Source organism: Branchiibius sp. NY16-3462-2, from assembly GCF_001594145.1.
Taxonomy (GTDB): Bacteria; Actinomycetota; Actinomycetes; order Actinomycetales; family Dermatophilaceae; genus Branchiibius.
On sequence record NZ_LVCF01000001.1, the window covers coordinates 584,497 to 611,118 of the forward strand.

Here is a 26,622-nt window from a genome sequence, read left to right on the forward strand (position 1 = left end):
CTCAGTCTTGCAAACCGTCCCGCACGATCTGCATTGCCTCACCCAACGCCTGGAACTGCTGCGGGGTCAGTGGGGAGACCAGGTGCCGACGCACACTCTCGACGTGGACCTGTGCGGCCCGGCTGACAGCCGTACGCCCCTCGTCGGTCAACACCAGCAGGACGCCCCGGCCGTCGCTCTCACACGTCGTGCGCTGGACCAGGCCGCGACGCTCGAGCCGGGCGGCGGTGTGCGTCACGCGACTACGGGACTGGACGATCAGATCGGCCAGGGCGCTCATGCGCATCGCCTGACCGGGCGCTTCGGACAGCATCGAGATCAACTCGTACTCCGCCAGGGACAGACCCACGGCCTCGAGGTCCTCCCCCAACGCGACCTCGAGGCGGCGGCTACCGCGCAGATACGCCCGCCAGGCGGTCTGCTCTGCATCGGTCAACCACTGCACCTGCGTCTCGATCATGAGAACATTCTAACACTAGTTGATTTTTCAACCAGTCGCCCATAAGGTGAAGTTGTACCTGCAGAAACACCCTCTACGAAAAGGCAGCCATCATGACCACCCTGAAGGACCTCACCCCCGGCGTCTGGAACGTCGACCCGTCCCACAGCACGATCGGCTTCGTCGCCCGTCACCTGATGGTGAGCAAGGTGCGCGGCTCGTTCACCGAGTTCACCGCCGACGTCAAGATCGGTGAAGAGCTCGAGGACTCCACCGTCACCGCCACCGTCCAGCTGGCCTCGGTCGAGACCGGCTCGGCCGACCGCGACGGCCACCTGAAGTCCCCCGACTTCTTCGACGTCGAGAACAACCCCACCATGACGTTCACCTCCACCAAGGTCACCCCGGACACCCTCGAGGGCGACCTGACCATCAAGGGCGTCACCAAGCCGGTCACCTTCGACCTGGAGTTCGACGGTGTCTCCGCCGACCCGTGGGGCGGCACCCGCGCCGGCTTCGAGGCCACCACCGAGATCAACCGCAAGGACTTCGGCCTGACCTGGAACGTCGCTGTCGAGGGCGGCGGCGTGCTGGTCAGCGAGAAGGTCAAGATCAACCTGGACGTGCAGCTGGTCAAGGCCTGATCCACCTCTTCCAACGGCCCCTCCCGCACCGTGCGGGAGGGGCCGTTGCGCTACCCGCCCAGGGGGCTGTTGCGTCGGTTAACTTGCAATGTAATCGTGTAATCATGATTACTTCAGAACAGACCGAACGGGTACGCGGCTGGTTCTCCGGACGCCTCCCCGAGGATTGGCAACACTCACCCGCTGACCTGCGCATCGACCGCGACGAGATCGTGGTGCTGCTGAACCTCGCCGATGTCGAGGCGGGCGCCAGCGACGCCGAGACCGCCGAGGCGCGGGCGGGTCGCGCGAGCGCCTTCCGGGAGGACACCCGCGCTCAGCGGATGGCCATCGCCCGCGAGGCGCAGCATCGCTACGAACGCACCGTCAGCTGGGGGGTGCGGATCGGCGACCACGAGCAACTCTTCACCCACGTCGCCGCACCCACAATGACTCGGTTGCGGCAGCCCGAACGCCTGGTCCTGGACACGCTCGTCGACGCCGGCGTCGCGCGTAGCCGTTCCGACGCACTGGCCTGGTGCGTGCGGCTGGTCGCGCAGCACGAGGACGACTGGCTCTCGGAGCTGCGCGAGGCGATGGCGACCGTTGCCGACGTACGCACCAAGGGCCCGGCCGCCTAGGCGTTCTACAGGGAGCGGGCGACCTCGGTCGCGTAGTAGGTCAGGATGATCTGCGCACCGGCACGCTTGATCGAGATCAGCGACTCGCGGACCATCCGGTCCCGGTCGATCCAGCCGCGCTCACCGGCGGCCTCGATCATCGCCAGTTCCCCGCTGACCTGGTAGGCGGCAACGGGGACATCCGACTCCGCCGCGACCTCGGACAGCACGTCCAGATAGGGCAGCGCGGGCTTAACCATGACGATGTCGGCGCCCTCGGCGAGGTCCAGGCGCACCTCACGCAGTGCCTCGATCCCGTTGGCGGGATCCTGCTGGTACGTCGATCGGTCGCCTTCCAGCGTCGACTCGACTGCCTCCCGGAAGGGTCCGTAGGCCGCCGAGGCGTATTTCGCGGCGTACGCCAGGATCAGCGTGTCGGTGTGCCCGGCGGCGTCCAACGCGCCACGGCAGTAGGCAACCTGACCGTCCATCATCCCGGACAACCCCACGACGTGCGCGCCTGAATCGGCTTGCACCACAGCCATTTCGGCGTAACGCTCCAGCGTGGCGTCATTGTCGACGCGGCCGTCGGCGGTCAGCACGCCGCAGTGTCCGTGCGAGGTGAACTCATCCAGGCACAGGTCGGCCATGATGACCGTCTCGTCACCCAGTGCATCGCGCAGCGCCCGTAGGCCGACGTTGAGAATCCCGTCCGGATCGGTGGCCCCTGAGCCGGTCGCATCCCGTTTCGTCGGGACACCGAAGAGCATCACGCCCCCGACCCCTGCCGCCACGGCCTCCTTGGCCGCGACCACCAGCGAGTCCAAGCTGTGCTGCACGACACCGGGCATCGAGCCGAGTTCGATAGGCCCGGACGCGCCTTCCTTCACGAAGAGCGGCAGCACCAGATCTGCCGGGTGCAACCGGGTCTGCGCCACCAACCGGCGGACGGCTGCGTTCTGCCGCAGCCGCCGTGGCCGGTGGATCATGTCAAACGTCACGCCTTGACCTTCCGGCGGCCGGTCGCGCGCTTCTGGCTCGGACGCCGCACCGACTCCCCGGCCTCCTGCGCCGCCAGGGCGAGCCCCCGCCCGTAATCGGCCAGGGCGTCCACCAGCGCCGTCGCCGACGCTTCCGAGGCCAGCACGTCGACCCGCAGACCGTGCTCCTCGGCGGTCTTGGCGGTGGCGGGGCCGATACACGCGACCACGGTGGAGGCGTGCGGTTTGCCGGCGATACCGACCAGGTTGCGCACCGTCGAGGAAGAGGTGAAGCACACCGCGTCGAACTTGCCGCTCTTGATCGCCTCGCGTACCTCCGGTGCCGGAGGGGCAGCACGGACCGTGCGGTAGGCCGTCACGTCGTCGACCTCCCAGCCGATCTCCTGCAGGCCGGCGACCAGGGTGTCGGTCGCGATGTCGGCCCGCGGCAGGAAGACCCGGTTGATCGGGTCGAGCAGCTCGTCGTAGTCCGGCCACTCCTCCAGCAGACCGCGCGCGGACTGCTCGCCAGAGGGCACCAGGTCGGCCCGCAGACCCCATTCGCGCAGCGCCTCCGCCGTCACCCCGCCGACCGCAGCAATCTTCAGACCGGCGAACGCCCTTGCGTCCAGGCCGAATTCGGTGAACTTCTCCTTCACCGCACGCACCGCGTTGGCCGAGGTGAAACCGATCCACTCGTAGCGCCCGGTCACGACGCCCTTGATCGCCCGCTCCATCTGCTGCGGGGTCCGCGGCGGCTCCACACTGATCGTGGGCACGATGTCGCTCGCCGCGCCGTACTCCATCAACCGGTCGGTCATGGAGCCCGCCTGGTCCTTGGTGCGCGGCACCAGCACCTTCCAGCCGAACAGCGGCTTGGACTCCCACCAGGACAACTGCTCGCGGGAGGCGACCGCGCGGCCGACAACGGCGATGGCAGGTACGTCGAGTGGCTCGGTTGCCAGGGCCGTGGCCACGTCGCCGAGGGTCAAGGTGAGCGTCTTCTGCTCGATCGTCGTGCCGCGCTGGGTCAACGCGACCGGCGTCTGCGGGTCCCGACCGGCGGCGAGCAGCGCGGCCAGACCGGTCGCGAGTCGCTGTGGTGAGCCCAGGACGACGACGGTGATGTCATCAGCGACCGAAGCGCTCCAGTCGACCTTGGCATCCGCCGCGGAAATGACGTGCAGACCGCGGGAGGCGTTGTCGGTCAACGGGATTCCGGCATAGGCCGGGACAGCGCTGACGGAGCTGACACCCGGGACGATCTCGAAGGGGATACCCGCCTTGGCGCAGGCACGGGCCTCCTCGGCCAGACCGTTGAAGGTAGCCGGGTCGCCGTCCATCAACCGCACCACGAGTCGCTGCGCCTGCTTGGCGGCCTTGACGACCAACTTCGCACGGGAGGCGTGGGTCAGCTGCTGACCGGCCTCGCCGTGCCCGGCGTCGATGATCTCGACCTGCGCATCGACGAATCGCTCTAGGAATCCTTCGCGAGCGACCTGGTCGATGACGACCACGTCGGCCGAGCGCAGCAGGTGCGCTGCCCGCATGGTGATCAGGCTCGGATCGCCGGGGCCGGATCCGACGAATGCCACGGTGGCGGGGGTGCTATTCACGATCGTTGCTCCACTGCATCAGATGGGACGAGTTGGGGGTTCGGGGCGCCGTCGGAGTTCGCGTCCGACGGCCCGGGTGGTGGAAGTTCCTCGAGCAAGGTGCGGGCCAGTTCTGCACCGACGGCAGACGGGTCGTCGATCGGACCGGTTGTGGAGCGGCGCAACTCGACGGTGCCGTCCTCACTGCCCACGAAGGCGCGCAGCGACAACAGCAGGGATCCGTCGGTTTCCTCCACCACTTCGGCGAGTGCACCGACGGGTGCGGAACAACCGGCCTCGAGGGTGCCGAGCACGGCACGTTCGGCGGTCACGGCGGCTCGGGTGTCGGGGTCATCCAGGACGGCGACAGCGGCCAGCACGGCGTCATTGTCGGAGCGGACTTCGACCGCGAGGGCGCCCTGACCGGGAGCGGGCAGCATCTGCAGCGGATCGATCGCCTCTGTGATCTCGTCCGTGCGGCCCAGCCGCTGCAGGCCGGCCCGGGCGAGGACGACGGCGTCGAGTTCACCGCTGGTGACTTTGCCGATCCGGGTGTCGACGTTGCCCCGGATGGCGACGGTCTGCACACCCAGGCCGAGGGCCGCGAGCTGGGCGACCCGGCGCGGCGACCCCGTGCCGATCCGGGCACCCACCGGCAACTCGCCGAGAGTGAGGCCGTCGCGGGCAATCAGGGCGTCGCGGGCGTCCGCACGGGCCGGGATCGCGGCGATCGTCAAACCGTCCGCCGCGGCAACCGGGAGGTCCTTCAGGGAGTGCACCGCAAGGTCAATCTCGCCGTCCAGCAGCGCTTTTCGCAAGGCTCCGGCGAAGACTCCGGTGCCACCGAGCTCGGTTAACGCGGCAGTGGTGACGTCGCCCTCGGTGACAACCTCGACCAACGTGACCTCATGTCCGAGATCGCGCAGTGCGTCCGCGACCAGTCCCGACTGGGTGGTGGCAAGGGTGGAGCGGCGGGTGCCCAGGCGAAGTTGCATCAGGATCCCTCCACCACTCCGGGCGGCGGCAGCGCGCTCACCCGGGTCTCGTGCGGGTCGAGGTCGAACAGGGCGCGCAGCAGGGCGGTGTAGTCCTGGCCGGACTCGTCGGCGGCCAGTTCCTTCATCCGCACCGTCGGTGTGTGCAGGATCTTCTCCACCACGCGGTGCAGGGTCTGCCGGACCGCGGCATCGTCATGATCGCCGAGTTCGGTGCGCTGCCGAAGCCGGGTCATCTCGGCGTCGATGACCGCTTCGGCGCGTTCGCGCAGCGCGGCGACGGTCGGGCCGACAGCGGCTGCCTTACGGGCCGTGAGGAATTCGGCCGTCTCGGCGGTCACCAGGTCGCGCACGACCCGCAACTGCTCTTTCTCCGCGTGGGAGCTGAGGGTGAGGCCGGACAACTCGTCCAGCGACAGCAGCGTGGTGATCTCACCGGCCCGGGGGTCGATGTCCCGCGGCAGGGCCAGGTCGATCCAGACCCGCGGCTGACGGTCAGCCTGCACGCGGCGTACGTCGGCTTCAGAGATCACGTGCCCGACCGCGCCGGTGCACGAGACGATCACGTCCGCAGCGGACATGGCCAGCGGCAGGTCGTCCCAGCCGTACGCCGTGCCGCCGGTGGCGGTCGCGAGCCGCTCGCCCCGCTCCAGGGTGCGGTTGACGATGCTGACCTCCAGGCCCGCGCGCGCCAGGGTGTGGGCGGCCAGTCCGCTCATCGCACCGGCACCGACGACGACACCGCGCAACCCGGCCAGATCGCCTAGGCGCAGCTGCGTCTCCTCGAGGGCACGCTCGATGAGCGACCTACTGACGGAGTCGATTTCGGTCTCGGAGTGGACCCGCTTGCCGACCCGCAGCGCTCGCTGGACCAGCGCCGACAGGGCCGGGCCGGTCTGGGTGCTCTCGGTGCCACTGCGCAACGCGTCGCGCAACTGGCCCAGGATCTGGCTCTCACCGACCGCGACCGAGTCCAGACCGGCGGCGACGCTGAGGGTGTGGGCGACGGCCCGGTCCTCGAAGTGCACGTAGAGGTGGTCGCGCAGTTGGGCGACCGGCACCCCGGACTGCTCGGCGAGGGCATCGCCGATGAGGGTCACCGCACCGTGGAAGGTGTCGACGTCGGCGTAGATCTCGATCCGGTTGCAGGTGGACAGCACCATCGCCTCGCGCAGGTGCTCGGCGCCGGCAAGCCGATCGAGCAGGCCGCTGACCCCGCTCGGATCCAGACTGACCTGCTCCAGCAGGTTCAGGCTGGCAGTGCGGTGCGACAGCCCGAGCACGAGATAGCTCACGCCTCCACCCCCGCGCGCTGGCCGTGGAAGGCCAGGATCTGCAGTTCGGTGGCCAGGTCGACCTTGCGCACTTCGACCCCGTCGGGCACGTGCACCGGGATCGGTGCGAAGTTCAGGATCGAGCGGATGCCGAGCGCGACCACCTGGTCGGTCACCGCCTGGGCGGAGCCGGGCGGGGTGGCTAGTACGGCGATCACCCCGTCGTCAGCGAACGGTTCGAACTGGGCGAAGCTGATGACCTCTTTGCCGGCGATGGTCTGCCCGATGATGGCCGGGTCGGCGTCCACCAGCCAGCGCACCGAGAAACCGCGGGTCGCGAAACCGCTGTAGGCCGCGAGGGCGTGCCCCAGGTTGCCCATCCCGATGATCGCGACGGCCCATTCGCGGTGCAGACCCAGCTCGCGGGAGATCTCCTCGGTGAGGTGCTCGACGTCGTACCCGACGCCGCGCACGCCGTACGAGCCGAGGAAGGACAGATCCTTACGCAACCCACTGGAGCGCACCCCGGCGGCCTGGGCGAGCTCCTCGGAACTGATCACATCGGTCCCGGCAGCGGCAGCGGCGCGCAGGGCCCGTAGATACACCGGTAACCGGGCAACCGTCGCGCCAGGGATTTCCCTGCGGGTAGCGGGCGCAGACTGCACGGATCGATGTCTCCTCCCGTGACGGGTGGTGCATATATCAAATGCGGATCCTGGGGTGTTCAGGACCCCCTGACAATAGAACTTTGTGAACGCATGCACAAAGTCGCTTCACGATCTGAACAGTGCTATAAAAGCGCGCGGCGCAGTCGGGCCTCGTCGACGCGGTAGTAGTCGTGCTGCACACCGTCGACGAACGTCACGGGGATCCACTCGCCGTACTTCTCCAGCAGCTGCGGGTCATCCAGGATCGAGCGCTCGCTCCAGGGCACATCCAGATCGTCCGCGACGCGCGCGATCACCGCACGGGCGTCATCGCACAGGTGGCAGCCGGGTTTGCCCAGCAGCAGGATTTCGTGGCTCACCAGAAGATGTTGCCGCGGTCGGCGAGCAGCGAGTAGAGCGACTGCTGGATGGTCTCGCGCACCTGGTCGGAGATCTCGAAGACGACCGCCGGATCGTCGGCGTCACTGGCTTCGTAACCGTCGAGGCCGATCGGCGCACCGAATTCGATGATCCACTTGGTGGGCAGCGGGATGGCTCCGAAGAGCCCGAACCACGGGAAGAACGGAGTCACCGGGAAGTAGGGGAAGCCGAGCAGTCGCGCCAACAGTTTGATGTCGCCGATCTTGGGGTAGATCTCCTCGGCGCCGATGATCGCGCACGGCACGATCGGGGTGCCCGCCCGCAGCGCCGCCGTGACGTAGCCGCCGCGGCCGAACCGTTGCAGTTGGTAACGCTGCCCGAAGGGCTTGCCGACACCCTTGAAACCCTCGGGATAGACCGCGACCAGGTGACCATCGCCGAGCAGGTGCTCGGCGTCGTACGGGTTGGCCATCGTTGCCCCCGACTGCCGGGCGACCACACCCAGCATCGGCGAGGCGAACACCAGATCCGCAGCGAGTAGCCGCAAGTGCCGCCCGGTGGTCTCGAAGACGCCGACCTGGGTCATCAGCCCGTCGATCGGGATGGTGCCCGAGTGGTTGGCGACGATCAACGCGCCGTCGTCCGTGGGCAGGTGATGCGCACCGCGCACCTCCACCCGGAACCAGTGCTGGAAGATCGGCCGCAGGATCGGCAGCCAGACGTTCTCCGTGAAGTCCGCATCGAAACCGAAGTCGTCGACGTCGTACTGACCGCGCAGCCGTCGGCTGACGTATCCGCGCAACTCACCCAGTCGGCTCTCCACGTCGCCGATCAGTTCTCCGATGGACGGCAGCTTGGGCGAGGGGTGCACATCGACTTCGGGTACGACGCGTAGCGCGGGCCGCTTGCCATCGCGCTTGGCGCGCGGGGTGGGCTGTTGTTCGCTCATCGTTGGTCCGTCCAGTTCGCGGTCGCTCCGGCCAGTGCCGGGAGCGGAGCGTATCGCTGCTCGAAGGTCGCCCGCGTGGTGTAGCGCGGTTCGAAGCCGAGCACCTCGCGCATCCTGGTCGTGTCCAGAGCGCGTCCGTAGGACAGGAAGTCGGTCTCGTTGGCGTCGAACCCGGGCATCCAGGTGCGTTGGATCAGCGGACCCAGGAAGCCCAACGATTCACGCAAGGCGGGGACCACCGGCCGGTGCGCGATCCGGGCCGCCTGGCGCAGCGTGAGGATTCCGTCGGCGGCGACGTTGAAGGTCCCGGTCGGAGCATCCGGTTTGGCGGCCAGTCGCAGCGCCTCCAGCGCATCGTCCATGTGCAGCAACTGGAAGCGGCCGTCGTACCCGAACGGCACCGGCAGGACCGGGGTGTCGAAGTAGTCGGTGAGGGCAGTGTGCAGACCCGGGCCCATGACGTTGGCCATCCGCAACGTCACGACGCTGACCCCCGGCCGACGACGGGCGAAGCCGCGCACGTAGCCCTCGACCTCGACCGAGTCCCGGGCGAAACCCCGGGTGCTGGCCGGGCTGGCGGTGGACTGCTCAGTGAACCTGGCGGGATCGCGCTTGGAGGCGCCGTAGACGGCACCGGAGGACTTCACGACGAGCCGACGTACCGAATCCGCGTTCTGGCACGCAGCCAGCAGTTGCATGGTTCCGACGACGTTGATGTCCTTCTGGCGACTGCGGTTCCCGGCCAGCCGCGAGGTGGTGATGACCCCGAGGTGCAGGACGGTGTCGACCTGCTCCTGGTCGATGATCCGCGAGATCACCGGGTTGCGGATGTCGGCGCGGACGAACTGCGCTCGTCCCAGGTCGTGCGGGGGTGCCACCGTGTCGACGGCGAGGATGCGATCGATGGTGGGATCGAGGCTCAGGCGGCGACACATCGCGCCCCCGACCACGCGGGCAACACCGGTCACCAGCAATGTCCGCTCCATTGCTACCTCCTGCCGTCCAGTGCGTCGGAGCCGTCAGTCTAGTGCGGGATGTGAATTGCGCCACGGGTTCGCAAAGTTGCCAGATCGGCGTACCCGTTGAGGCCCATCGTGAGGTCGGCTTCGGCCAGCAGACAACGCAACGTGTGCACGATGGCCTCGGTGCCGCCGAGGCTGGCGCTGAGCGCGTACGGGCGTCCGATGCCGACGGCGCTCGCGCCCAGGGCGAGCGCTTTGACGATGTCGACCCCGGAGCGGACACCGGAGTCGAAGATGACCGGAAGGTCGCCGGCCGCCTCAACGACGCCGGGTAGGAAATCCAGCGCCGGGGCTGAACCAGCCTGTCTCCCACCGTGATTGGAGCAATAGATGCCGTCGACGCCGTAGTCCAGCGCTCGGCGTACGTCCTCAGGTGCACAGATCCCCTTGAGCACCAACGGCAGTTTGGTCAGCCCCCGCAACCAGGACAGGTCGTCCCAGGAGAGGGCCGGGTTGCCGAACAGGCCGGCCCAGGTGGCGGCGATCGCGGTGGCATCGGCGCCCTCGGGCAGCAGCGCCTGGAACACCGGATCACTGGAGTAGTTGGCCAGGCAGGCACCGCCCAGTTGCGGGAAGGTGCCGTACGCCAGATCCCGCGGGCGATAACCCAGCACCCAGGTGTCGAGGGTGACGACGATGGCGCGGTAACCGGCCGCCTCCGCGCGGTGCACGAAGCTCTCGGCCAGGTCGCGGTTGTTGGGCGTATAGAGCTGGAAGAACGCCGGGGTGTCACCGCTGTGTGGGATGACCTCCTCCAGCGGATCCTGCATCAGCGTCGAACCGATGAACGGCACACCGGTCTGGGCAGCGGCGCGGGCTGCGGCCTGGTCCCCGTGGCCGTCGTCGGTGCAGATACCAATCACGCCGACCGGAGCCATCAGCAACGGCGAGGGAAGGTCGATCCCCCACAGGTTGATCGACAGATCCCGCTGCGCCGAGCCGGTCAGCATCCGCGGCATCAGCCCGTAGCGGCCGAAGGCGGCGACGTTCGCGTCCTGGGTCCACTCGTCACCGGCTCCGCCGGCCACGTAATCCCACAGCGCCGGACTCAGCGCCTGCTGGGCGCGCTCGGCGATCGCGGCGTAGCTGAACGGCAGATCCGGGGGCGCCTCACCGGTGAACGAGGAGAGATAGACACCGAACTGGTAGTCGCCGAAGTTGCCCATGCAGGCAGACTAAAGACAACAGGACCACCCGATGTGCTCGGGAGGTCCTGATGAATGCGGTGCGACGCAGTTACTTCTTGTTACGACGCTGGTGGCGGGTCTTGCGCAGCAATTTGCGGTGCTTCTTCTTGGCCATGCGCTTGCGGCGCTTCTTGATGACAGAACCCATGGTGCGAACAACGTCCTTTGGCTGACTACGGAAATACTGCGGGAAACTTCGGCCGAGTCTACGGCATCGGCGCGGTGGAGCAGAATCAGGCGGTGCCCATGAAGGACTGGCGCAGGTAGTCATCCACTGCGTGGGCCGGGACCCGGAACGACCGCCCGACCCGGACGGCGGGCAATTCGCCGGAGTGCACCAACCGGTAGACCGTCATCTTGGAAACGCGCATGATGGCGGCAACTTCAGCGACCGTCATGAAGTCGTCATGCCGCTCCTGCGCCATGCTCACTCCTCTTTCCAGCGCGACATCCTGCCGCGACCCATGAACACGAGAACATGCACACGGCGGACGGATGTGACTGCTGTGACGGACGTGCTCTCTGGGGAGCACGATAGTGGAGAGACACCCCAACTGGGAACACAATCTCCAGCAGGAATCCAGCCGACACGCCGTGTCGCCCTCCACTAGTCGAACCAGACGTCCAGTCCCAGGTGCGGGAAGACCGCTTCGCGAGTGGCCAGAACCGCGTGATCCAGCGGATCTTCGGGGTTGACTCCGACGTTCCAGGAGCGCCACCACACCCGATCGCCCTCGGCGACACCGTCGCCCATGACGGTCGGACCCTGGCGATCGGTGATCTGGTGCACGTAGTCGCGCCACTTCTGCGGCACCGGGGTGTCCAGCGGCACCGGCCGGTGGGTGGCGACAGCCGTCAGGTGGGTCCAGGCGCGCGGCACGACGTCGACCAGTTCGTATCCGCCGCCGCCGAGGGCGACCCACCGCCCACCGGTGACCTCGTGGGCCAGATCATGGATGGTCTCGTACGCCGTGCGCTGGGCGTCCACGGTGAGGGCGAAGTGGGCCAGTGGGTCGGCGTAGTGCGAGTCGCACCCCTGCTGGCTGACCAGCACGTCGGGTTCGAAGGCGGCCACCACCTGCGGGATGACCGCGTGCATGGCCCGCAACCAGGCCGAGTCGCCGGTTCCGGGCGGCAGGGAGATGTTGACCGCGCTACCCAGCGCCTCGGGACCGCCGATGTCGAGCGCGAAGCCGGTGCCGGGGAACAGCACCCGCCCGGTTTCGTGGATGGACACGGTCAGGACCCGCGGATCGTTCCAGAAGATCCGTTCGACGCCATCGCCGTGGTGTACGTCGAGATCGACGTAGGCGACACGCTCCGCCCCGTGCTCCAGCAGCCAGTGGATACCCAGGGCCGCGTCGTTGTAGATGCAGAACCCCGAGGCCCGGTCCGCCATCGCGTGATGCAGCCCGCCGCAGAAATTCACCGCATGCTCGGCGGCGCCGGTCCAGACCCGCTCGCACGCGTTCACCGTGCCGGCCGCGATGAGGGTTGATATCTCGTGCATGCCGCGGAAGGCGGGATCGTCCTCGGTGCCCAGGCCTCGGCGTACGTCGGCCATGGCCGGATCGGCGCTGGCCTCACGCACCGCCTGGACGTACGCAGGATCGTGCACCCAGGTCAGGAATTCGTCACTGCCACCGGGCAGTTGGGGCTCCACCACGTTGGCGCGGCCGAGGACCCCAAGAGCATCGGACAGGCGGCGCGTCAGGTCCAGCCGGACCGGATTCATGGGGTGCTGCGCGCCGAAGTCGTACCCGAGCAACCGGTCGCTCCAGGTGACGTCGACCTTGGTCATGGCGGCTACTCGTTGACCGGGTCGTGCAACGAGTAGATCATCCGCATCTCGTCGTCGTCGTCGCCACCACCGACGCGCATCGGCCGACGGGCATCGGTGGGCCGGAAGCCGAAACTGCTGGCGAAGGCGACGCCGCGGCCGTTGTCGGTGCTGACCCAATAGGTCAGGAAGCCGAAGCCGTCGTCGCCGGCCTGCCGGGCACCGGCCTTGACCAACTGCCAGGCCACCCCGCTACCGCGTCGCTCGGGCACGACCCACAACCCGAAGAGTTCGGTGGTGCGCTCGTCGGTGTCCGGTCGGCTGCCGACCGAGACCACACCGACGGTCTTCCCGTCCTCCTCGGCGAGCAGACGACGGGATCGGACCATCCGGTCGCGCCACTCGGCCTCGTCCAACTTCTCTTCGTCCTCGTACGACGCGGCGAACGCATCGGGCGAGTCCTGCAGCGCATCCAGGCGAGCCTGCCGGTACGTCTGCCAGTCCTCTTCGAGCAGGAGGCGTACGACGATGTCACTCATGGGACCACTGTCCCATGCCGCGGTGCGACTGTGGTCACTGACCGGACAGCTCTTGTGAGCGCCGGGCCGCCGCCCGCATCGCCTCTGCAACATCGGCCCGCACCGCTCCTGCATCGAGCGCGGCGATCGCCGCTGCGGTGGTGCCGCCGGGTGAGGTGACGCGTTCGCGCAACAGCGTGGGATGGGCATCCTCCTGGCCCAACAGGCCCGCCGCGCCGCGCAGCGTCTGGGCGACCAGTTGGGTTGCCGTGGCTCGCGGTACGCCGAGTCCCACCCCCGCGTCGACCATCGCCTCCGCGAGGTAGAAGAGATACGCCGGACCGCTGCCACTGATGGCGGTGACGGCATCCTGTAGCGATTCAGGCACGGTGACCACTTCACCGGCACCGCGCAGCAGCTGCTCCGCAACCGCGAGGTCAGCCTCGCCCGCCCGGGCTCCGGCACTGATCGCCGTGACCCCTTCACCGATCAGGGCCGGGGTGTTCGGCATCGCCCGCACGACCACGGCCTGCTCGCCCAGCCCCTCCTCCAAGGTGGCGGTGGTGACTCCCGCGGCCACACTCACCACGACGGCGTTCGCGCCCAGACCGGGCGCGATCTGCTCCAGCGCCTCACTCATGTACTGCGGTTTGACCGCGAGCAGCACCACGTCGGCGCCGTTCACCGCGTCGTCGGTCGCAGCAGCCTTTGCGTCGTACTGCTGGGCTACCTGCTCGGCGCGGCCGGGGGCGGCGTCGGCCACGACCACGTCGTCGAAACCTGCTCGCCGGGCACCGGCCAGCAACGCCTCACCCATCACACCGACTCCGATGACCGCTAACCGACCCATGCCGTCGAACGCTAGCTGATCCGGCTGATCTCCACGGTGAGGTACATTTTGCTGCCGGGTGCGCCGGTGAAGATGCCGCGCAGCGGGGCGACGTCGTCGTAGTCGCGGCCGTGGGCCACCTCGATGAAGAAGTCATCCGGAGTCTGGCGACGGGCAGGGTCGTAGGCGATCCAGTCGCGGTCGTACCACTCGATCCACGCATGGGACGAGCCGATGATCGTCTCGCCGATCTCGGTGTTCTCGTCCGGCAGCACATATCCGGTCACGTACCGCGCTGGGATGCCTTCCGAGCGCAGCGCCGCCAGCACCAGGTGCGCGATGTCCTGGCACCCGCCGGACGCCACCTGCCAGGCTTCCGCCGCCGTCGGCAACGCGCTCGTGCGCCCGGTGACGTAATTCACCCGGTCGGTCACCAGAGTGAAGACGCGCTCGACGAACTCGGCAGGAGTCTCGCTACCGGCTCGCACCTCGGCGACGGCAGCCAGGAAATCCGGGCCGACGTGCGTGCGTTCGGTGTCCTGCATCAGTTCGTCGAACTCGTCGCGGATCGCGACGTCGGCGTAGTCGTCCCACGTCATGCCGCCACCCTGGGCCGGTTTGCGGTCCACGGTGACGGTGCTGATCGAGACCACCTTGAGTTCCTCGTGGGGTTCGTGGACCTCGAAGGAGGTGACCGCGCTGCCCCAGTAGTCGATCCAGCTCGCCGACCACGGGGTCGGGGTGACCTCCAGGCGGGTGTGCAGGATCGTCTGCGCCGAGTTGGCACGCGGGGCGAGCCTGGCCTCGTTGTACGACGCGACGGCCGGACCGTTGTAGGTGTAGCCGGTGCGGTGCACCAGCCGGAGAGTCCTGCTCACAGCGCTCCTCCCAACCATTCGGGTGCTGCCGCACCCTCGAAGTACCGCTTGGCCACGGCATCGGTGGCATCAGCGCAGACCAGTTTCAGGGTGTCGATCTCGCCGGGCAGATCCGACAACAGATCAGTCAGCGACAAGAACTCCAATCGGGCTCGCGCCTGGCCGATGATCCGGGCGGCGTCACTTCCGAAGCCGATCCTTCGCTGGCGGGGGTCGAGGATCTCCAGACAACCCGCGGCCTGGTTGAGGCCATAGGTGATGGAGCGCGGGAACGCCCGGTCGAGGAGCAGGAATTCCGCTGCGGCACGGGGCGATTCGATGGCCCGGTAGGTGCGGGTGAACGCGTGGTGGGCTCCGCAGGCCCGCAACGTCAGCTGCCAGGAGGCGGCCGAACCGGCGGAGTACGTCGTGGTGAGGATCAACCGGGAGGTCATATCCACGCGCTCGATGTAACGACCCAGGACGGTGAACTGCCATCCGTCGTCGTGGCTCTGGGTGTGATCCATCAACGCCGAGATCATGTTGGCGCGCTCGCGGGCGGTGCGGAACGCATCGGCCGGACGCATCCGGGCCCAACCGCCTCCGGCCATCGCGTTGTAGGTGGTGTTGATGGCCTCCCACACCTCGGTCGAAACGACCTCACGGGAGCGGCGGGCGTTCTCCCGGGTGGACTCCACCGCGTAGGCGATCGAGGCCGGGCTGCTCTGATCGCTCAGCAACTGGTCCAGGATGACGTTCTGGTCGACGGGTCCGTCGTACTCGATGCCCATGGCGGCCAGGACCGAGCGGCAGGTGGCCTCCTGGTCGATGGTGGGATCCTCGACCAACGTCTGCAGGTAGACGTCCAGGATGCGTGCGGTGCATTCGATGCGCTCGATGTAGCGGCCGATCCAGAAGAGGGACTCCGCGATGCGGCTCAGCATCAGTCCAGCCCTCCCATGGTCTGGGTCATGGAACCCATGGTCTGGGTCATGCCGGTCCGCTTCTCGCGAGCACGCAGGGCTGGGTGCAGCACCGATCCGCTTCTGGCCGTGTCGGGTTCGGGTGCATCGTCACCGTCGCCCGCCAGGACCCAGGTGTCCTTGGAACCGCCGCCCTGGCTGGAGTTGACGATCAACTCACCCTCCGGCAGCGCCACGCGGGTCAGGCCGCCCGGCAGGACCCAGATCTTCTCGCCGTCGTTAATCGCGAAGGGTCGCAGGTCGACGTGCCGCGGGGCCATGTCGTTGTCGATCAGGGTCGGCACGGTCGACAGTTGGACGACCGGCTGCGCGATCCAGCCGCGTGGGTCGGCCAGCAACCGGGCCCGCAACTCCTCCAGTTGGGCGGCAGTCGCATTGGGGCCGATGACGATTCCCTTGCCACCGGCTCCGTCGACCGGCTTGACGACCAACTCGTTCAGGCGGGGCAGCACCTCGGCGCGGTGGGCAGGGTCCTCCATCCGCCAGGTGTCGACGTTCTTGAGGATCGGTTCCTGGCCGAGGTAGTAACGGATCAGGTCGGGGACGTAGGTGTAGACCAACTTGTCGTCGGCCACTCCGTTCCCGACGGCGTTGGCGATGGTGACGTTGCCGGCCCGGGCCGCGTTGAGCAGGCCGGGGACACCAAGGACCGAGTCCCGTTTGAAATGAACCGGGTCGATGAACTCGTCGTCCACCCGCCGGTAGATCACATCGACAGGGTGCAGACCGTGCGTCGTACGCACATGGACCCGGCCGTTCTGGGCGACCAGGTCGCTGCCCTCCACCAACCGGACGCCCATGAGGCGCGCGAGCAGGGCGTGCTCGAAGTACGCCGAGTTGTAGGCCCCCGGGGTCAGCACGACGACCGTCGGGTCGGTGACCCCGCTGGGAGCGCAATTGCGAAGCGCGGCAAGAAGTTTCGCCGGATACTGCGACACGGGGCGGATCCGGTGGTGGGCGAAGACCTCCGGCAGTGCGGCGGACATGGCCCGCCGGTTGGTCATGACGTAGGAGACACCGGAAGGGATGCGGACGTTGTCCTCCAGCACCCGGAACTCACCGTCCGCGTCCCGGATCAGGTCGATCCCGCCGATGTGCACGCGGACCTTGCCGGGCGGCTGGATGCCTTTGGCGACGCGCAGGAAGTGCGGGCTGCTGGTGACCACGCGACGCGGGATGACACCGTCGAGGAAGACCTGGCCCTCGCCGTAGATGTCCGCGAGGAACGCTTCGAGCGTCCGTACCCGCTGGGCGACGCCGGCCTCCACCTTCGCCCAGGTGGCGCCGTCGATCAGCCGAGGGACGATATCGAGTGGGAACGGGCGCTCCTCACCACCGATGTCGAACGTCACACCCTGATCGATGTAGGACTTGGACAGGTGGTCGGCCCGCTGGCGTAGCTCCTGCGGAGTCAACCGGGCAATCTGCCGCTGGACTCCGCGGTACTCCTCACGCACTTCCGAGCCGTCGAACATCTCATCGAACGTCGCCGGACGACACTGATAGTCCTCGAACGATTGCTTCACGAGTCGAACTTAGCCAATTCGTGTTTCTTGCGGGTTGCCTGGCTATAACACCAGTTATCGCGGTGCCGCAAAATTCAACCTGGCGAAGGCCAGGGTCTCGGCCAGGAGGGCCTCGCGCTCGGACTCAGAGGCCTTGCGGGTAGCGATCTCGGCGACGACCGTGCCCCCGAAATCGGCGCGAGCCAGGGTTTCCAGGACCTCGGCACACGGCTGCGCACCCCGGCCCGGCACCAGGTGTTCGTCTTTGAAGGATCCGGATCCGTCGGCCAGGTGCAGGTGGCGCAACCGGTCCCCCAACGCCGCGACCATGGCCAGCGCATCCGAACCGGCAGTCGCCGTGTGCGAGAGGTCAAGGGTCACGTTCGCGTAGGGCAGCGGGGTGGGATCCCAGTCCGGCAGATACGCCTGCAACTCCCGGTTACGCGCGCGCCACGGGAACATGTTCTCCACCGCGACAGCGACCCCGGTGGCCTCCTCCCGCTCGGCGACCCCCTCCACGAACGACTCGGCGTAGCCACGCTGCCAGCGGAACGGCGGATGCACGACGACCGTGCCCGCGCCCAGATCCGCGGCCAACTGGATGGAGTTGTCGATCTTGTCCCACGGCTCGGTACCCCAGACCCGCTGGGTGAGCAACAGCGTCGGTGCGTGGATCGACGTGACGGGCAGACCGTAGTGGTCGCCGAGCGCAGCCAGAGCGCCGGACTCCTGGCTGACCGGTTCGTTGGTCACCATGACCTCGACCCCGTCGTATCCGAGCCGGGCCGCCAGATCGAACGCGGCCGCCACTCCGAGTGGATAGACCGACGCGGTCGACAAGGCGATGGTCACAGGCTGTCCAGCCGCCGCAGGATGATCCCTTCGCGTAGCGCCCAGGGGCACAACGTGAGTTGTTCGACGCCGAGCAGATCCATGGCCGCTTCGACAGCGATGGCCCCGGCCAGTAGTTGCGGGGCACGACTGCTGGAGACACCGGGGAGTTCGGCCCGTTCTGCGATGGTCATCGACCCCAGCCGGCCCACCAGCTCACGCAGATCGGACAACGCAAGGGTGCGCTCGACGTACGGGCCCTCAGCTCTGGGAGCCGCACCACAGATCCGGGCCAGTGAGCGGATCGTCTTGGAGGTGCCCACCACCTGGTCGGGCGTGCCGACCTTGGTCACGTCCCGCACGACCTTGGCTATCTGGGAGCGGACCCGTCGACGTACGTCGCGGATCACCTGGGCGTCCGGCGGATCCCCGGGCAGCTCGAGGGTCAGGCGACCCGCGCCCAGCGGCAGGCTGGTCGCGACGTCCGGGTCCTCATCGATCCCCGCGGCCAGTTCGAGAGACCCGCCGCCGATGTCGATCATCAACACCCGGCCGGCCGACCAGCCGAACCAGCGGCGTACCGCCAGGAAGGTCAGTCGCGACTCCGACGAACCGGACAGCACCTTGAGTTGGACGCCGGTCTCGTTCTCCACGTGCTTCAGGACGGCGTCTCCGTTGGGTGCCTCGCGGACCGCGCTGGTGGCGAAGGCGAGCATCTCCTCGACCCCGTTGTCCTCGGCGACCTCCAGGCACTCCCCGACGAACTGGGTCAGGCGCTGGATGCCCTCGGGCCCGATCTGACCGTCGGGCAGCACGTGTTCGGACAGCCGCAGTTCCTGCTTGTGCGAGGAAGCCGGCGTGGGATGGGCACCCTCGTGAGCGTCCACGACCAGCAGATGAACGGTGTTGGAGCCGACGTCGATGACCCCGAGGCGCATGGTGCAACGGTAGCGACACCTACAATCCCTGCGTGACCGAGACCCCACTGGACACCCCTCGCACCTGGGTCGAGTTCACCAACCCCGACGACCCGGCCGAGCGGTTCCGCTGTGATCTGACCTGGTTGACGTCGTCGTGGACGTGCATCTTCGGCCGGGGTTGTGCGGGGATCTACGCCACGGCGCCGGATGCCGGATGCTGCACTCTGGGAGCGCATTTCAGTGGCAAGAAGGACCTTCGTCACACGGCCGGATTCGTCGAGCAGCTGACCCCTGCGCGCTGGGAGAAGTACCGCAAGGGGCACGGCAAGAAGGGCTGGACCGAGCCCGAGGACGACGCGACGAAGACCCGGGTCGTGGACGGTGCCTGCATCTTTCTGAACTCCCCCGACTTCGCCGGTGGCGGCGGCTGCGCGCTGCATCACCTGGCCGGCGACCTCGGGCTGGAACCGCACGAGACGAAACCGGATGTGTGTTGGCAGTTGCCGATCCGGCGCTCGTTCCGCACGGTTGAGCTGACCGACGAGACGTCCTACCTCGAGATCAGCATCGGCGAATACGACCGGCGCGGGTGGGGCCCGGGCGGGCACGACCTGGACTGGTACTGCTCGGGCAACCCCGAGGCGCACGTCGGCGCGGAGCCGGTCTATCTCGGCAACCAGGGTGAGCTGGTCCGGTTGATGGGCCGATCGGCGTACGACGTGCTGGCGGGTTATTGCGAAGCGCACCTCTTGCAGGTGGCGGCTACGGTCGCTGCAGGCCCGGCGGGCCGTCCACTTCTACCCTTGTTGGTGCACCCGGCGACCCTTGCTGCGGAGGAAATGTGAGCTTTGAAGCGATCCCCTCACCGAACATCTGGAACACCCCGGAGCTGTACGAGATAGAGAACCGCGGGGTCGATCCGGATGGGTTGATCTGGGAGACGATGCGGTCGGTGCAGCCGTGGGACGGTGCGCGCGTGCTGGACGTCGGGTGCGGCACCGGGTTCCACCTGCCGTTGCTGGCCTCGACGGCGGCGTCAGTTATCGGCGTCGAACCGCACGAGCCATTGGTGCGGCTGGCGCAGGCGCGGGTCGCCGATCTGCCCTCGGTCGATGTGCGGCTGGGTGGTGCGGAGTCGTTGCCGGTGGAGGATGCGTCGATCGACGTGATGCACAACCGGTGGGCGTACTTCTTCGGCGCCGGCTGTGAACCGGGTCTGGCCGAACTCGATCGCGTCATGGCGCCGGGTGGGGTGGCGTTCGTGGTCGACAACGATGCTTCCCGCTCGACGTTCGGTGAGTGGTTCGCGGCGTCGCTGCCCGCCTACGACCCGGTCGGTGTCGAACGATTCTGGGCACGACAGGGCTGGACCTCGATCCCGGTGCTCATGCGGTGGCAGTTCGACAGCCGCGAAGACTTCGAGGCCGTGGTGGGGATCGAGTTCGCGACCCGGCACGCCGCGCAGATCCTGGCGTCGCACGAGGGCACCGGCGTGGATTACGCGGTGTACGTGCGATGGAAGCGCTACTGAACCGTCAATCTCACTGGCGTTGTGGGGTGTTGAAGCCTCTCGAGGCCACGTCGCCCCAGATGATGTCGATGAAGCGGCGCTCGTGCCGAGAGGCTGTCGGCAGCGGCTTGCCGGGAGGTGCGGGCGGCATTGAGGCCACCGACAGGGCACCGATCCGGGTTGTGGCGCACCGGGCGTCTCCGGTGACATGATAGTCGGGGTGTTCCTTGTCGTAGTTGCACCGTTCGCAGCCGCCGCGGCCGTTGGACTCGCTGGTCGCGCCGCCGGCGGCGGCGGGCTCGATGTGGTCGATCTGCTTGACCGGCGACTCGCAGAACGGGGTCCGGCAGCGCTGGTCGCGTAGCCGGATGAACTCCTTCAGCAGCCCGGGGTAGTGCCTGGCCCGGGACTCCATGCCGACCAGATCACCAGCCTGACTGAACAGCCGGCGGATCTGCGGCCCTTGGGTTTCGGGGCACTGGGCGATCAGGTCGCGGACCAGGTGGCCGCCGATCATGCCGTACCCGTCGATGAATCCACCGGCGTCTTCAGTGAGCGCTTCAATCGGGATCATCAGGTTGACCTTCACCCCGACCGCCGGCAGATCCTTGGGGGCAGTTCCGGTGATCCGGGCGACCAACGCATCGGCCTGTGCCTGCCGCCACCGTCGCGAGCGCGGCTCGTCCTTGGCTCCATCCTTGACTTCGTCGTCAGCGGCGGTTTGCAGCGCTTGTACGCACGCCAATCCCTCCCGCAACGGCAATAGGGCGGACAAGCGGAGCATTGCGTCGGGCGCCGAGCGATAGGAGACGTGCCGGTTTGCAGCGGCCTTCGCATGCCGCTCCGCCAGTACGTCGGGGGCGACGCGGGCGACCAGGTCGCGCGTCGTCTCGCTCAGCCCGCGGTCCCCGATGACGGCCCACCGCTCGCGCAACTGCTCGGTGATCCGACTGCGCTGGGTGCGGGTCAGACCTTCGGTCTCGCGGACCAGGATCGCGGCCTGGGTTTCGCCCAGTTCACCGGCCCGCATCGCGTCCAACACCTGCGGCATGTCCTCGGTCAGGACCTGCGCCTGGTGCACCAGACGCGAGCCGGTCATCGGGTGCCGGCGACGGGCCAACGCGACCCCGTCCCCGGCGTACCTGTCAGCCAGCGACGCGGACACGCCCTGCGCCTCGCGGCGGGCGTGGGCCTGGTCGCGGACTTGCGCCGTCAGCTCGATCTGGCGGGCACTGATCGCATGCTTCAGCTGCTCGAACTCCTGGATCAGCACTTCCAGGACGCGAGGCGGACCAGCTTGTCCCGCAGTCGAGTTCACCTGATCGCGCCAGGAGCGCACGACGTCGAGACAGGCCACTTCGACCTCGTCCAAGACATCCCGCTCATCCATGAAACGACCGTATAACCGACCACCGACAACATCGCCGACCGCGCAGCCCTACCCGTCGCGCCCACTACGACGGCCTGGTGGACGCTGCGAAGGACGGCGGCCTGTGGGATCGATGCTGGACCAGCATCCCGAGTCCCGACCAGGTCCAGGAAGCCATCGATCGACGGATCGAGCTCGCAGCGACGGGCACGATGCTTCCGTTTTTCCACGAATCTCGATCGGCTGGACGTGGAACCGGGCGTCTGCCCATCGCACAGGAACCAACGCAGACTCCAAGCTCCTACTGATGACCCACGCGTTCGAGACGTGGCAAGTCCAAGCGGTGCGATTCGAGACCAGTTGGTCCAACCACCAGTCGCGCGGCGCTATTGAGCGGCTGGGTGCCCGGCGGGACGGAGTCCTTCGGGCCCACCGCCGCGAGAGCAACGGCACTCTTGGAGACCTGGTCGTCTATTCGGTGTTGCAGCACGAATGGCCCTCGGTACGAGCGGGTTTGGAGCATCGGGTCGCCAAGGATGGCGGCTAAAAGTACTGGACCAGGCAGAACTCGTGGCCCTCGGGATCGCGTACGACGACCACCACGCCCTCGTCGTAATCGTGCCGCTCGCCGGTCAGGCTGCCACCGAGTTCAAGGACCCGGTCTTGCGCCTCGGTGACGTCATCAACCTGGATGTCGAGGTGAATGCGTACCTTGCCGACTTTCGGTTCCGGCACCCGCTGGAAGGTCAGCCTGGGCATCGAATCACCCACTGAGCCAACGGATGCCCAGTTCTCGTCCGAGTGTTCTGCGGTGACTGGGCGATCGAGAAGCTGCGACCAGAATGCCGCGAGCGCGTGCGGGTCACGACAGTCGATCGTCACGCCCGCGATCCGGGGTTTCATCCGGTGATCACCGCCAGCGCCCGGAACAGGTGATCCGCCTCAGTCACCCTCACACCAGAGGGGATTCGGTCCCGCCGGATGCTGCCGGCCGGCACGATCGCGTGGTCGAAACCGATCCGAGCCGCTTCAGCAACCCGCCGCTCGACACCACCGACCGGGCGCACTTCACCGGACAACCCGACCTCCCCGAACGCAACCACTCCCTTGCCCAGCGGCCGGTCCAACGATGCCGATGCCACCGCGAGCGCCACGGCCAAGTCAGCGGCCGGCTCACGCAACTGGGCGCCGCCCACCGTCGAGATGTAACTGTCGTGATCACCCAACGGCAGCCGCACCCGACTGGTCAGCACCGCGAGAATCATTGCCACCCGGGCAGATTCGATCCCGCTGACGGTTCGTCGGGGTGATCCGCCGTTGCCCTTCACCAGCAACGACTGAACCTCCGTAACCAGCGGCCGACGACCTTCCAAGGCGACCGTCACGCAGCTGCCGGCGACCCGATCGCCGTGCGACAGGAAGAGCCCGCTCGGATCCGGCAGACCGACAATCCCTTCGTCGGTCAGATCGAAGCACCCCACCTCATCGGTCGCGCCGAACCGGTTCTTGACCGCCCGCACCAACCGGAGCCGCGAGTGCCGCTCCCCTTCAAACTGGATCACCACGTCGACCAGGTGCTCCAACGTCCGCGGCCCGGCGATGGAACCGTCCTTGGTGACGTGCCCGATCAACAGGACCGCGATGCCACGCTTCTTGGCCACCGAGATGATCGACGCCGCAACCTCGCGCACCTGAGAGACATTGCCCGCCGCACCCTCGATGGACGACGACGCCACTGTCTGAACCGAGTCCACGACCAACAGCGACGGCGACACCGCGTCGATCTGCGCGAGAACGGTCGACAGATCCGTCTCACTGGCCAGGTACAACTCCGGCGCCACCGCGTCGATGCGTTCGGCCCGCGAGCGCACCTGCCCGGCCGACTCTTCCCCCGACACGTAGAGCGCCCGCTGACCGCTGCGAGCCACCCGAGCGGACACGTCCAATAACAACGTCGACTTGCCGATCCCCGGCTCACCCGCGACCAACACCACCGACCCGGGCACCAGACCGCCACCCAGCACCCGGTCGAATTCGCCGACTCCGGTAGGAACAGCCGCGCTGGCGAGCAGATCAACCGACCCGATCGGGACCGCAGGCTGCTCGATCACGGTGGCGGGCGGCGTACGGGCAATCACGGCACCCACCTCGCCGACGGTCCCCCATGCCTGGCACTCACCGCACCGGCCCACCCACTTGATGGCGGTCCACCCACATTCGCTGCACCGGTAGGAGGCTGCGGACTTCTTGGTGATCGCCATGTGAGAGACCGTAATCGCAGCCACCGACACACGTAGACTCCCTGCTGTGGAGCGGACCGACGAAGACGTTCTGCGCACGGTTCTGGCCGCCGTCGCGCCCGGCACGGAGCTACGAGATGCGCTCGAACGGATCCTGCGTGGTCGCACCGGCGCCCTGATCGTGATCGGCCACGACCGGGTGGTCGAGTCGATCAGTACCGGCGGCTTCCCCATGGATATTGAGTTCTCCGCGACCCGCCTGCGCGAGTTGGCGAAGATGGATGGGGCCATCGTGGTGGATGCCGACGTCACGCGGATCATCCGCGCCGCCACCCAACTCGTCCCGGACCCCTCGATCGAGACCGTCGAATCCGGCACCCGGCACCGCACCGCCGAGCGCGTGGCCAAACAGACCGGCTTCCCGGTGGTTTCGGTCAGCCAGTCGATGCAGATCATCGCCCTCTACGTCGGCCAGTTGCGTTACGTCATCGAGGGCAGTGCCGCGGTGATGTCGCGCGCGAACCAAGCCCTGCAGACCCTGGAGCGGTACAAACAGCGTCTCGACGAGGTCACCGGGACCCTGTCCGCACTGGAGATCGAGGATTTGGCCACCGTGCGCGATGTGGCCGCCGTCCTGCAGCGTCTGGAGATGGTCCGCCGGATCAGCGACGAGATCTCCGAGTACGTCATCGAACTCGGCACCGACGGCCGGTTGATGTCCCTGCAGTTGCAGGAGTTGATCAGCGGGCTGCACGACGACCGGGAGCTGGTGGTGCGCGATTACATTGAGGCCGCAGGCGATTCGGTGACTCTGGATGGCGCGTTGAGCAACCTGGCCAACGTGGACTCCACCGCTCTGTTGGACCTTGGCGAGGCCGCCCGGGCCATCGGTTTCGCCGGCGCCGCCGACACGCTGGACGCGCCGGTCAGCCCCCGTGGTTACCGCATGCTGTCCAACGTCCCCCGCCTGCCGCAGACCATCGTCGAGCGCCTGGTCGACCACTTCGGCACCCTGCAGCGACTGCTGGCCGCCGGTGTCGATGACCTGATGGCGATCGAAGGTGTCGGTGAATCCCGCGCTCGCACCGTGCGGGAGGGCATGTCGCGGTTGGCGGAGAGCAGCATCCTTGAGCGTTACGTTTGAGGTCATCCGCTGGTACGGCGACCACCAGCGTGATCTGCCCTGGCGCCGGCCGGAGGCCAGCCCGTGGGGCATCCTCGTCTCGGAGATCATGCTGCAACAGACTCCCGTTGCCCGGGTGCTTCCCGTGTGGCAGGAGTGGCTCGAGCGATGGCCCACCCCGGCTGCCCTGGCGCAGGCTGCGCCCGGGGACGCCGTACGCGCCTGGGGACGTTTGGGCTACCCGCGCCGCGCGCTGCGTCTGCACGCGGCCGCGACCGCCATCAGCACCGAGCACGCCGGCCGGGTGCCATCCGACCCCGACACGTTGCGAGCCCTGCCGGGCATCGGCAGCTACACCGCCGCCGCTGTCGCTTCCTTCGCGTACGGCGTGCGCATCCCCGTCGTCGACACGAACGTTCGCCGGGTGCAGGCTCGTGCGTTCTCAGGATCAGCCCAGGGCGCACCCAGCCTCACCGCCGCCGAAACCCGTTTAGCCGCAGAGGTTCTGCCCCAGGACCCCGCCGACGCCAAGGTCTGGAACGTCGCCGTGATGGAACTGGGCGCGCTGGTGTGCACGGCCGCCAGGCCGGACTGCGACAGCTGCCCCATCGCGGGGCAATGCGCGTGGCGGCTTGCCGGCCACCCGGCGTACGACGGTCCCACCAAGGCGGCACAGCGCTGGCACGGGACGGATCGCCAGGTGCGCGGGCTGGTGCTGCAGTTGCTGCGGGACTCCGACGGCCCGGTCCCCGCAGCCGAGGTTGACCGGGTGTGGCCGGACGACGCGCAGCGGCAGCGGTGCGTCGCCAGCCTGATCGAGGACGGCCTGGTAGACCCGCTACCCGGCGACAGCTACGCGCTGCCGGCCTGAGCGACGTCGGTCAGGCCGAGAGCGGTCAGTGCCGCCGCGAGCACCTCGTCCGGATGACCGGTGGCGTCGACGACCACCCCGTCCTCGTCAGGCTCAAGCGGTTCCAGGGTGGCCAGTTGCGAGTCCAGCAGGGATGCCGGCATGAAGTGTCCCGGTCGGTTCGCGACCCGGCGACGTAGTTCCTCGACCGGCACGTCCAGCATCAGGAAGCGGATTCCACTACGCCCGTCCCGCAGACGGTCCCGGTAGCTGCGCTTCAGGGCTGAACAGGTGATAACCGCGTTGTCCCCGCGCACCTCGTGGGCGCTGATCCATGCACCGACCGCGTCCAACCACGGCCAGCGGTCGTCATCGGTCAACGGGATGCCGGCATGCATCTTGGCGATATTGGCCGCAGGATGGAAGTCGTCACCCTCCACGTAGGGCCAGCCGGTGGCCGCCGAAAGCCGTTGCGCAATAGAGGTTTTGCCCGACCCGGACACGCCCATCACGATGACGAACATGGGGTCGGCCAGGTCCATGAAGATCACGCTAACGACCCGGAGGGGTCCAAGCGGCTGAAGCGAGCGGCCAA

General features: G+C 67.8%; 30 protein-coding genes and 1 pseudogene. 7 read left to right on the top strand and 24 right to left on the bottom strand.

Annotated features, from left to right (window positions below; translation table 11 throughout):
* Position 1: 1 nt before the first annotated feature.
* Entirely contained in the window at positions 2 to 460 is a 459-nt protein-coding gene (locus tag AZH51_RS02800; protein ID WP_291521060.1) for a MarR family transcriptional regulator, read from the bottom strand.
* Positions 461 to 552: 92 nt separating this feature from the next.
* Between AZH51_RS02800 and AZH51_RS02805 the strand changes: the two genes are divergently transcribed.
* Entirely contained in the window at positions 553 to 1,083 is a 531-nt protein-coding gene (locus AZH51_RS02805; RefSeq protein ID WP_291521062.1) for a YceI family protein, read from the top strand.
* Between the two features lie 104 nt (positions 1,084 to 1,187).
* Positions 1,188 to 1,703: a hypothetical protein gene (locus tag AZH51_RS02810; RefSeq protein ID WP_291521064.1), complete on the top strand. Its 516-nt coding sequence runs from the start codon at positions 1,188 to 1,190 to the stop codon at positions 1,701 to 1,703.
* Between the two features lie 5 nt (positions 1,704 to 1,708).
* On the opposite strand, the gene hemB is transcribed toward AZH51_RS02810, so the two are convergent.
* The 19 genes from hemB to AZH51_RS02905 form a co-directional block, all read right to left on the bottom strand.
* Positions 1,709 to 2,671 carry a porphobilinogen synthase gene (gene hemB / locus AZH51_RS02815; protein WP_291521334.1) on the bottom strand — a complete coding sequence of 321 codons (963 nt, stop codon included), beginning with the start codon at positions 2,669 to 2,671 and terminating at the stop codon, positions 1,709 to 1,711.
* Positions 2,672 to 2,679: 8 nt separating this feature from the next.
* Positions 2,680 to 4,278, bottom strand: a complete 1,599-nt coding sequence (locus AZH51_RS02820) for a bifunctional uroporphyrinogen-III C-methyltransferase/uroporphyrinogen-III synthase (RefSeq protein WP_291521066.1) — start codon at positions 4,276 to 4,278, stop codon at positions 2,680 to 2,682.
* The gene (hemC, locus tag AZH51_RS02825; protein ID WP_291521067.1) at positions 4,275 to 5,252 is read right to left on the bottom strand and encodes a hydroxymethylbilane synthase; all 978 of its coding nucleotides are present in this window, start codon (positions 5,250 to 5,252) and stop codon (positions 4,275 to 4,277) included. The genes AZH51_RS02820 and hemC overlap by 4 nt, the downstream gene beginning before the upstream one ends.
* Positions 5,252 to 6,547, bottom strand: coding sequence for a glutamyl-tRNA reductase (locus AZH51_RS02830; RefSeq protein ID WP_291521069.1), 1,296 nt, complete (start codon positions 6,545 to 6,547; stop codon positions 5,252 to 5,254). The genes hemC and AZH51_RS02830 overlap by 1 nt, the downstream gene beginning before the upstream one ends.
* Complete coding sequence (locus AZH51_RS02835; RefSeq protein WP_291521071.1) at positions 6,544 to 7,191, bottom strand: redox-sensing transcriptional repressor Rex; 648 nt, start codon at positions 7,189 to 7,191, stop codon at positions 6,544 to 6,546. The genes AZH51_RS02830 and AZH51_RS02835 overlap by 4 nt, the downstream gene beginning before the upstream one ends.
* A 125-nt stretch (positions 7,192 to 7,316) precedes the next feature.
* Positions 7,317 to 7,553, bottom strand: coding sequence for a glutaredoxin family protein (locus tag AZH51_RS02840; protein ID WP_367188021.1), 237 nt, complete (start codon positions 7,551 to 7,553; stop codon positions 7,317 to 7,319).
* Positions 7,550 to 8,503 (bottom strand): lysophospholipid acyltransferase family protein, encoded by a 954-nt coding sequence (locus AZH51_RS02845; RefSeq protein WP_291521073.1) that lies wholly within the window; start codon positions 8,501 to 8,503, stop codon positions 7,550 to 7,552. The genes AZH51_RS02840 and AZH51_RS02845 overlap by 4 nt, the downstream gene beginning before the upstream one ends.
* Complete coding sequence (locus tag AZH51_RS02850) at positions 8,500 to 9,489, bottom strand: NAD-dependent epimerase/dehydratase family protein (protein WP_291521075.1); 990 nt, start codon at positions 9,487 to 9,489, stop codon at positions 8,500 to 8,502. Before AZH51_RS02850 ends, AZH51_RS02845 begins: the two co-directional genes overlap by 4 nt.
* Positions 9,490 to 9,527: 38 nt before the next feature.
* A complete protein-coding gene (locus tag AZH51_RS02855; protein WP_291521077.1) occupies positions 9,528 to 10,691 on the bottom strand; it encodes an alpha-hydroxy-acid oxidizing protein in 1,164 nt (387 codons plus the stop codon).
* A gap of 70 nt (positions 10,692 to 10,761) precedes the next feature.
* Positions 10,762 to 10,860 (bottom strand): AURKAIP1/COX24 domain-containing protein, encoded by a 99-nt coding sequence (locus AZH51_RS02860; RefSeq protein ID WP_003792170.1) that lies wholly within the window; start codon positions 10,858 to 10,860, stop codon positions 10,762 to 10,764.
* 85 nt (positions 10,861 to 10,945) lie between these two features.
* Positions 10,946 to 11,137, bottom strand: a complete 192-nt coding sequence (locus AZH51_RS02865) for a helix-turn-helix domain-containing protein (RefSeq protein WP_291521080.1) — start codon at positions 11,135 to 11,137, stop codon at positions 10,946 to 10,948.
* A 182-nt stretch (positions 11,138 to 11,319) separates the two neighbouring features.
* Complete coding sequence (locus AZH51_RS02870; protein WP_291521082.1) at positions 11,320 to 12,513, bottom strand: acetoin utilization protein AcuC; 1,194 nt, start codon at positions 12,511 to 12,513, stop codon at positions 11,320 to 11,322.
* A 5-nt stretch (positions 12,514 to 12,518) separates the two neighbouring features.
* Positions 12,519 to 13,031 carry a GNAT family N-acetyltransferase gene (locus AZH51_RS02875; RefSeq protein WP_291521083.1) on the bottom strand — a complete coding sequence of 171 codons (513 nt, stop codon included), beginning with the start codon at positions 13,029 to 13,031 and terminating at the stop codon, positions 12,519 to 12,521.
* Between the two features lie 34 nt (positions 13,032 to 13,065).
* Positions 13,066 to 13,860 (bottom strand): pyrroline-5-carboxylate reductase, encoded by a 795-nt coding sequence (proC, locus tag AZH51_RS02880; RefSeq protein WP_291521085.1) that lies wholly within the window; start codon positions 13,858 to 13,860, stop codon positions 13,066 to 13,068.
* Positions 13,861 to 13,871: 11 nt separating this feature from the next.
* Complete coding sequence (locus AZH51_RS02885; protein ID WP_291521087.1) at positions 13,872 to 14,717, bottom strand: transglutaminase family protein; 846 nt, start codon at positions 14,715 to 14,717, stop codon at positions 13,872 to 13,874.
* Complete coding sequence (locus tag AZH51_RS02890; RefSeq protein ID WP_291521090.1) at positions 14,714 to 15,640, bottom strand: alpha-E domain-containing protein; 927 nt, start codon at positions 15,638 to 15,640, stop codon at positions 14,714 to 14,716. The genes AZH51_RS02885 and AZH51_RS02890 overlap by 4 nt, the downstream gene beginning before the upstream one ends.
* Positions 15,640 to 17,154: a circularly permuted type 2 ATP-grasp protein gene (locus AZH51_RS02895; RefSeq protein WP_291521338.1), complete on the bottom strand. Its 1,515-nt coding sequence runs from the start codon at positions 17,152 to 17,154 to the stop codon at positions 15,640 to 15,642. Before AZH51_RS02895 ends, AZH51_RS02890 begins: the two co-directional genes overlap by 1 nt.
* A 105-nt stretch (positions 17,155 to 17,259) precedes the next feature.
* Positions 17,260 to 18,036, bottom strand: a complete 777-nt coding sequence (locus AZH51_RS02900) for a sugar phosphate isomerase/epimerase (protein WP_291521092.1) — start codon at positions 18,034 to 18,036, stop codon at positions 17,260 to 17,262.
* On the bottom strand, positions 18,033 to 18,953 hold the full coding sequence (locus AZH51_RS02905) for a Ppx/GppA phosphatase family protein (RefSeq protein ID WP_291521094.1): 921 nt from the start codon (positions 18,951 to 18,953) through the stop codon (positions 18,033 to 18,035). The genes AZH51_RS02900 and AZH51_RS02905 overlap by 4 nt, the downstream gene beginning before the upstream one ends.
* Positions 18,954 to 18,985: 32 nt before the next feature.
* On the opposite strand from AZH51_RS02905, the gene AZH51_RS02910 reads away from it, so the two are divergent.
* Together AZH51_RS02910 and AZH51_RS02915 are read left to right on the top strand one after the other, a co-directional pair.
* Complete coding sequence (locus AZH51_RS02910) at positions 18,986 to 19,780, top strand: hypothetical protein (protein ID WP_291521096.1); 795 nt, start codon at positions 18,986 to 18,988, stop codon at positions 19,778 to 19,780.
* The gene (locus AZH51_RS02915; protein WP_291521098.1) at positions 19,777 to 20,466 is read left to right on the top strand and encodes a class I SAM-dependent methyltransferase; all 690 of its coding nucleotides are present in this window, start codon (positions 19,777 to 19,779) and stop codon (positions 20,464 to 20,466) included. Before AZH51_RS02910 ends, AZH51_RS02915 begins: the two co-directional genes overlap by 4 nt.
* A gap of 10 nt (positions 20,467 to 20,476) precedes the next feature.
* On the opposite strand, the gene AZH51_RS02920 is transcribed toward AZH51_RS02915, so the two are convergent.
* Positions 20,477 to 21,835, bottom strand: a complete 1,359-nt coding sequence (locus tag AZH51_RS02920; RefSeq protein WP_291521101.1) for an HNH endonuclease — start codon at positions 21,833 to 21,835, stop codon at positions 20,477 to 20,479.
* Positions 21,836 to 21,846: 11 nt separating this feature from the next.
* On the opposite strand from AZH51_RS02920, the pseudogene AZH51_RS02925 reads away from it, so the two are divergent.
* Positions 21,847 to 22,361, top strand: a pseudogene (locus AZH51_RS02925) (GNAT family N-acetyltransferase).
* Here the strand turns inward: AZH51_RS02925 and AZH51_RS02930 are convergent.
* Together AZH51_RS02930 and radA are read right to left on the bottom strand one after the other, a co-directional pair.
* On the bottom strand, positions 22,358 to 22,717 hold the full coding sequence (locus AZH51_RS02930; protein WP_291521102.1) for a VOC family protein: 360 nt from the start codon (positions 22,715 to 22,717) through the stop codon (positions 22,358 to 22,360). The pseudogene AZH51_RS02925 and the gene AZH51_RS02930 sit on opposite strands and share 4 nt — an antisense overlap.
* Positions 22,714 to 24,075 carry a DNA repair protein RadA gene (gene radA, locus AZH51_RS02935; protein ID WP_291521104.1) on the bottom strand — a complete coding sequence of 454 codons (1,362 nt, stop codon included), beginning with the start codon at positions 24,073 to 24,075 and terminating at the stop codon, positions 22,714 to 22,716. The genes AZH51_RS02930 and radA overlap by 4 nt, the downstream gene beginning before the upstream one ends.
* A gap of 46 nt (positions 24,076 to 24,121) precedes the next feature.
* Here radA and disA point away from each other — a divergent pair, with 46 nt between their 5' ends.
* A complete protein-coding gene (gene disA, locus AZH51_RS02940; protein ID WP_291521106.1) occupies positions 24,122 to 25,198 on the top strand; it encodes a DNA integrity scanning diadenylate cyclase DisA in 1,077 nt (358 codons plus the stop codon).
* The gene (locus AZH51_RS02945; RefSeq protein WP_291521108.1) at positions 25,182 to 26,048 is read left to right on the top strand and encodes an A/G-specific adenine glycosylase; all 867 of its coding nucleotides are present in this window, start codon (positions 25,182 to 25,184) and stop codon (positions 26,046 to 26,048) included. Before disA ends, AZH51_RS02945 begins: the two co-directional genes overlap by 17 nt.
* Here AZH51_RS02945 and AZH51_RS02950 read toward each other — a convergent pair.
* Positions 26,030 to 26,569 (bottom strand): gluconokinase, encoded by a 540-nt coding sequence (locus AZH51_RS02950; RefSeq protein WP_291521110.1) that lies wholly within the window; start codon positions 26,567 to 26,569, stop codon positions 26,030 to 26,032. The genes AZH51_RS02945 and AZH51_RS02950 overlap by 19 nt on opposite strands.
* Positions 26,570 to 26,622 lie beyond the last annotated feature (53 nt).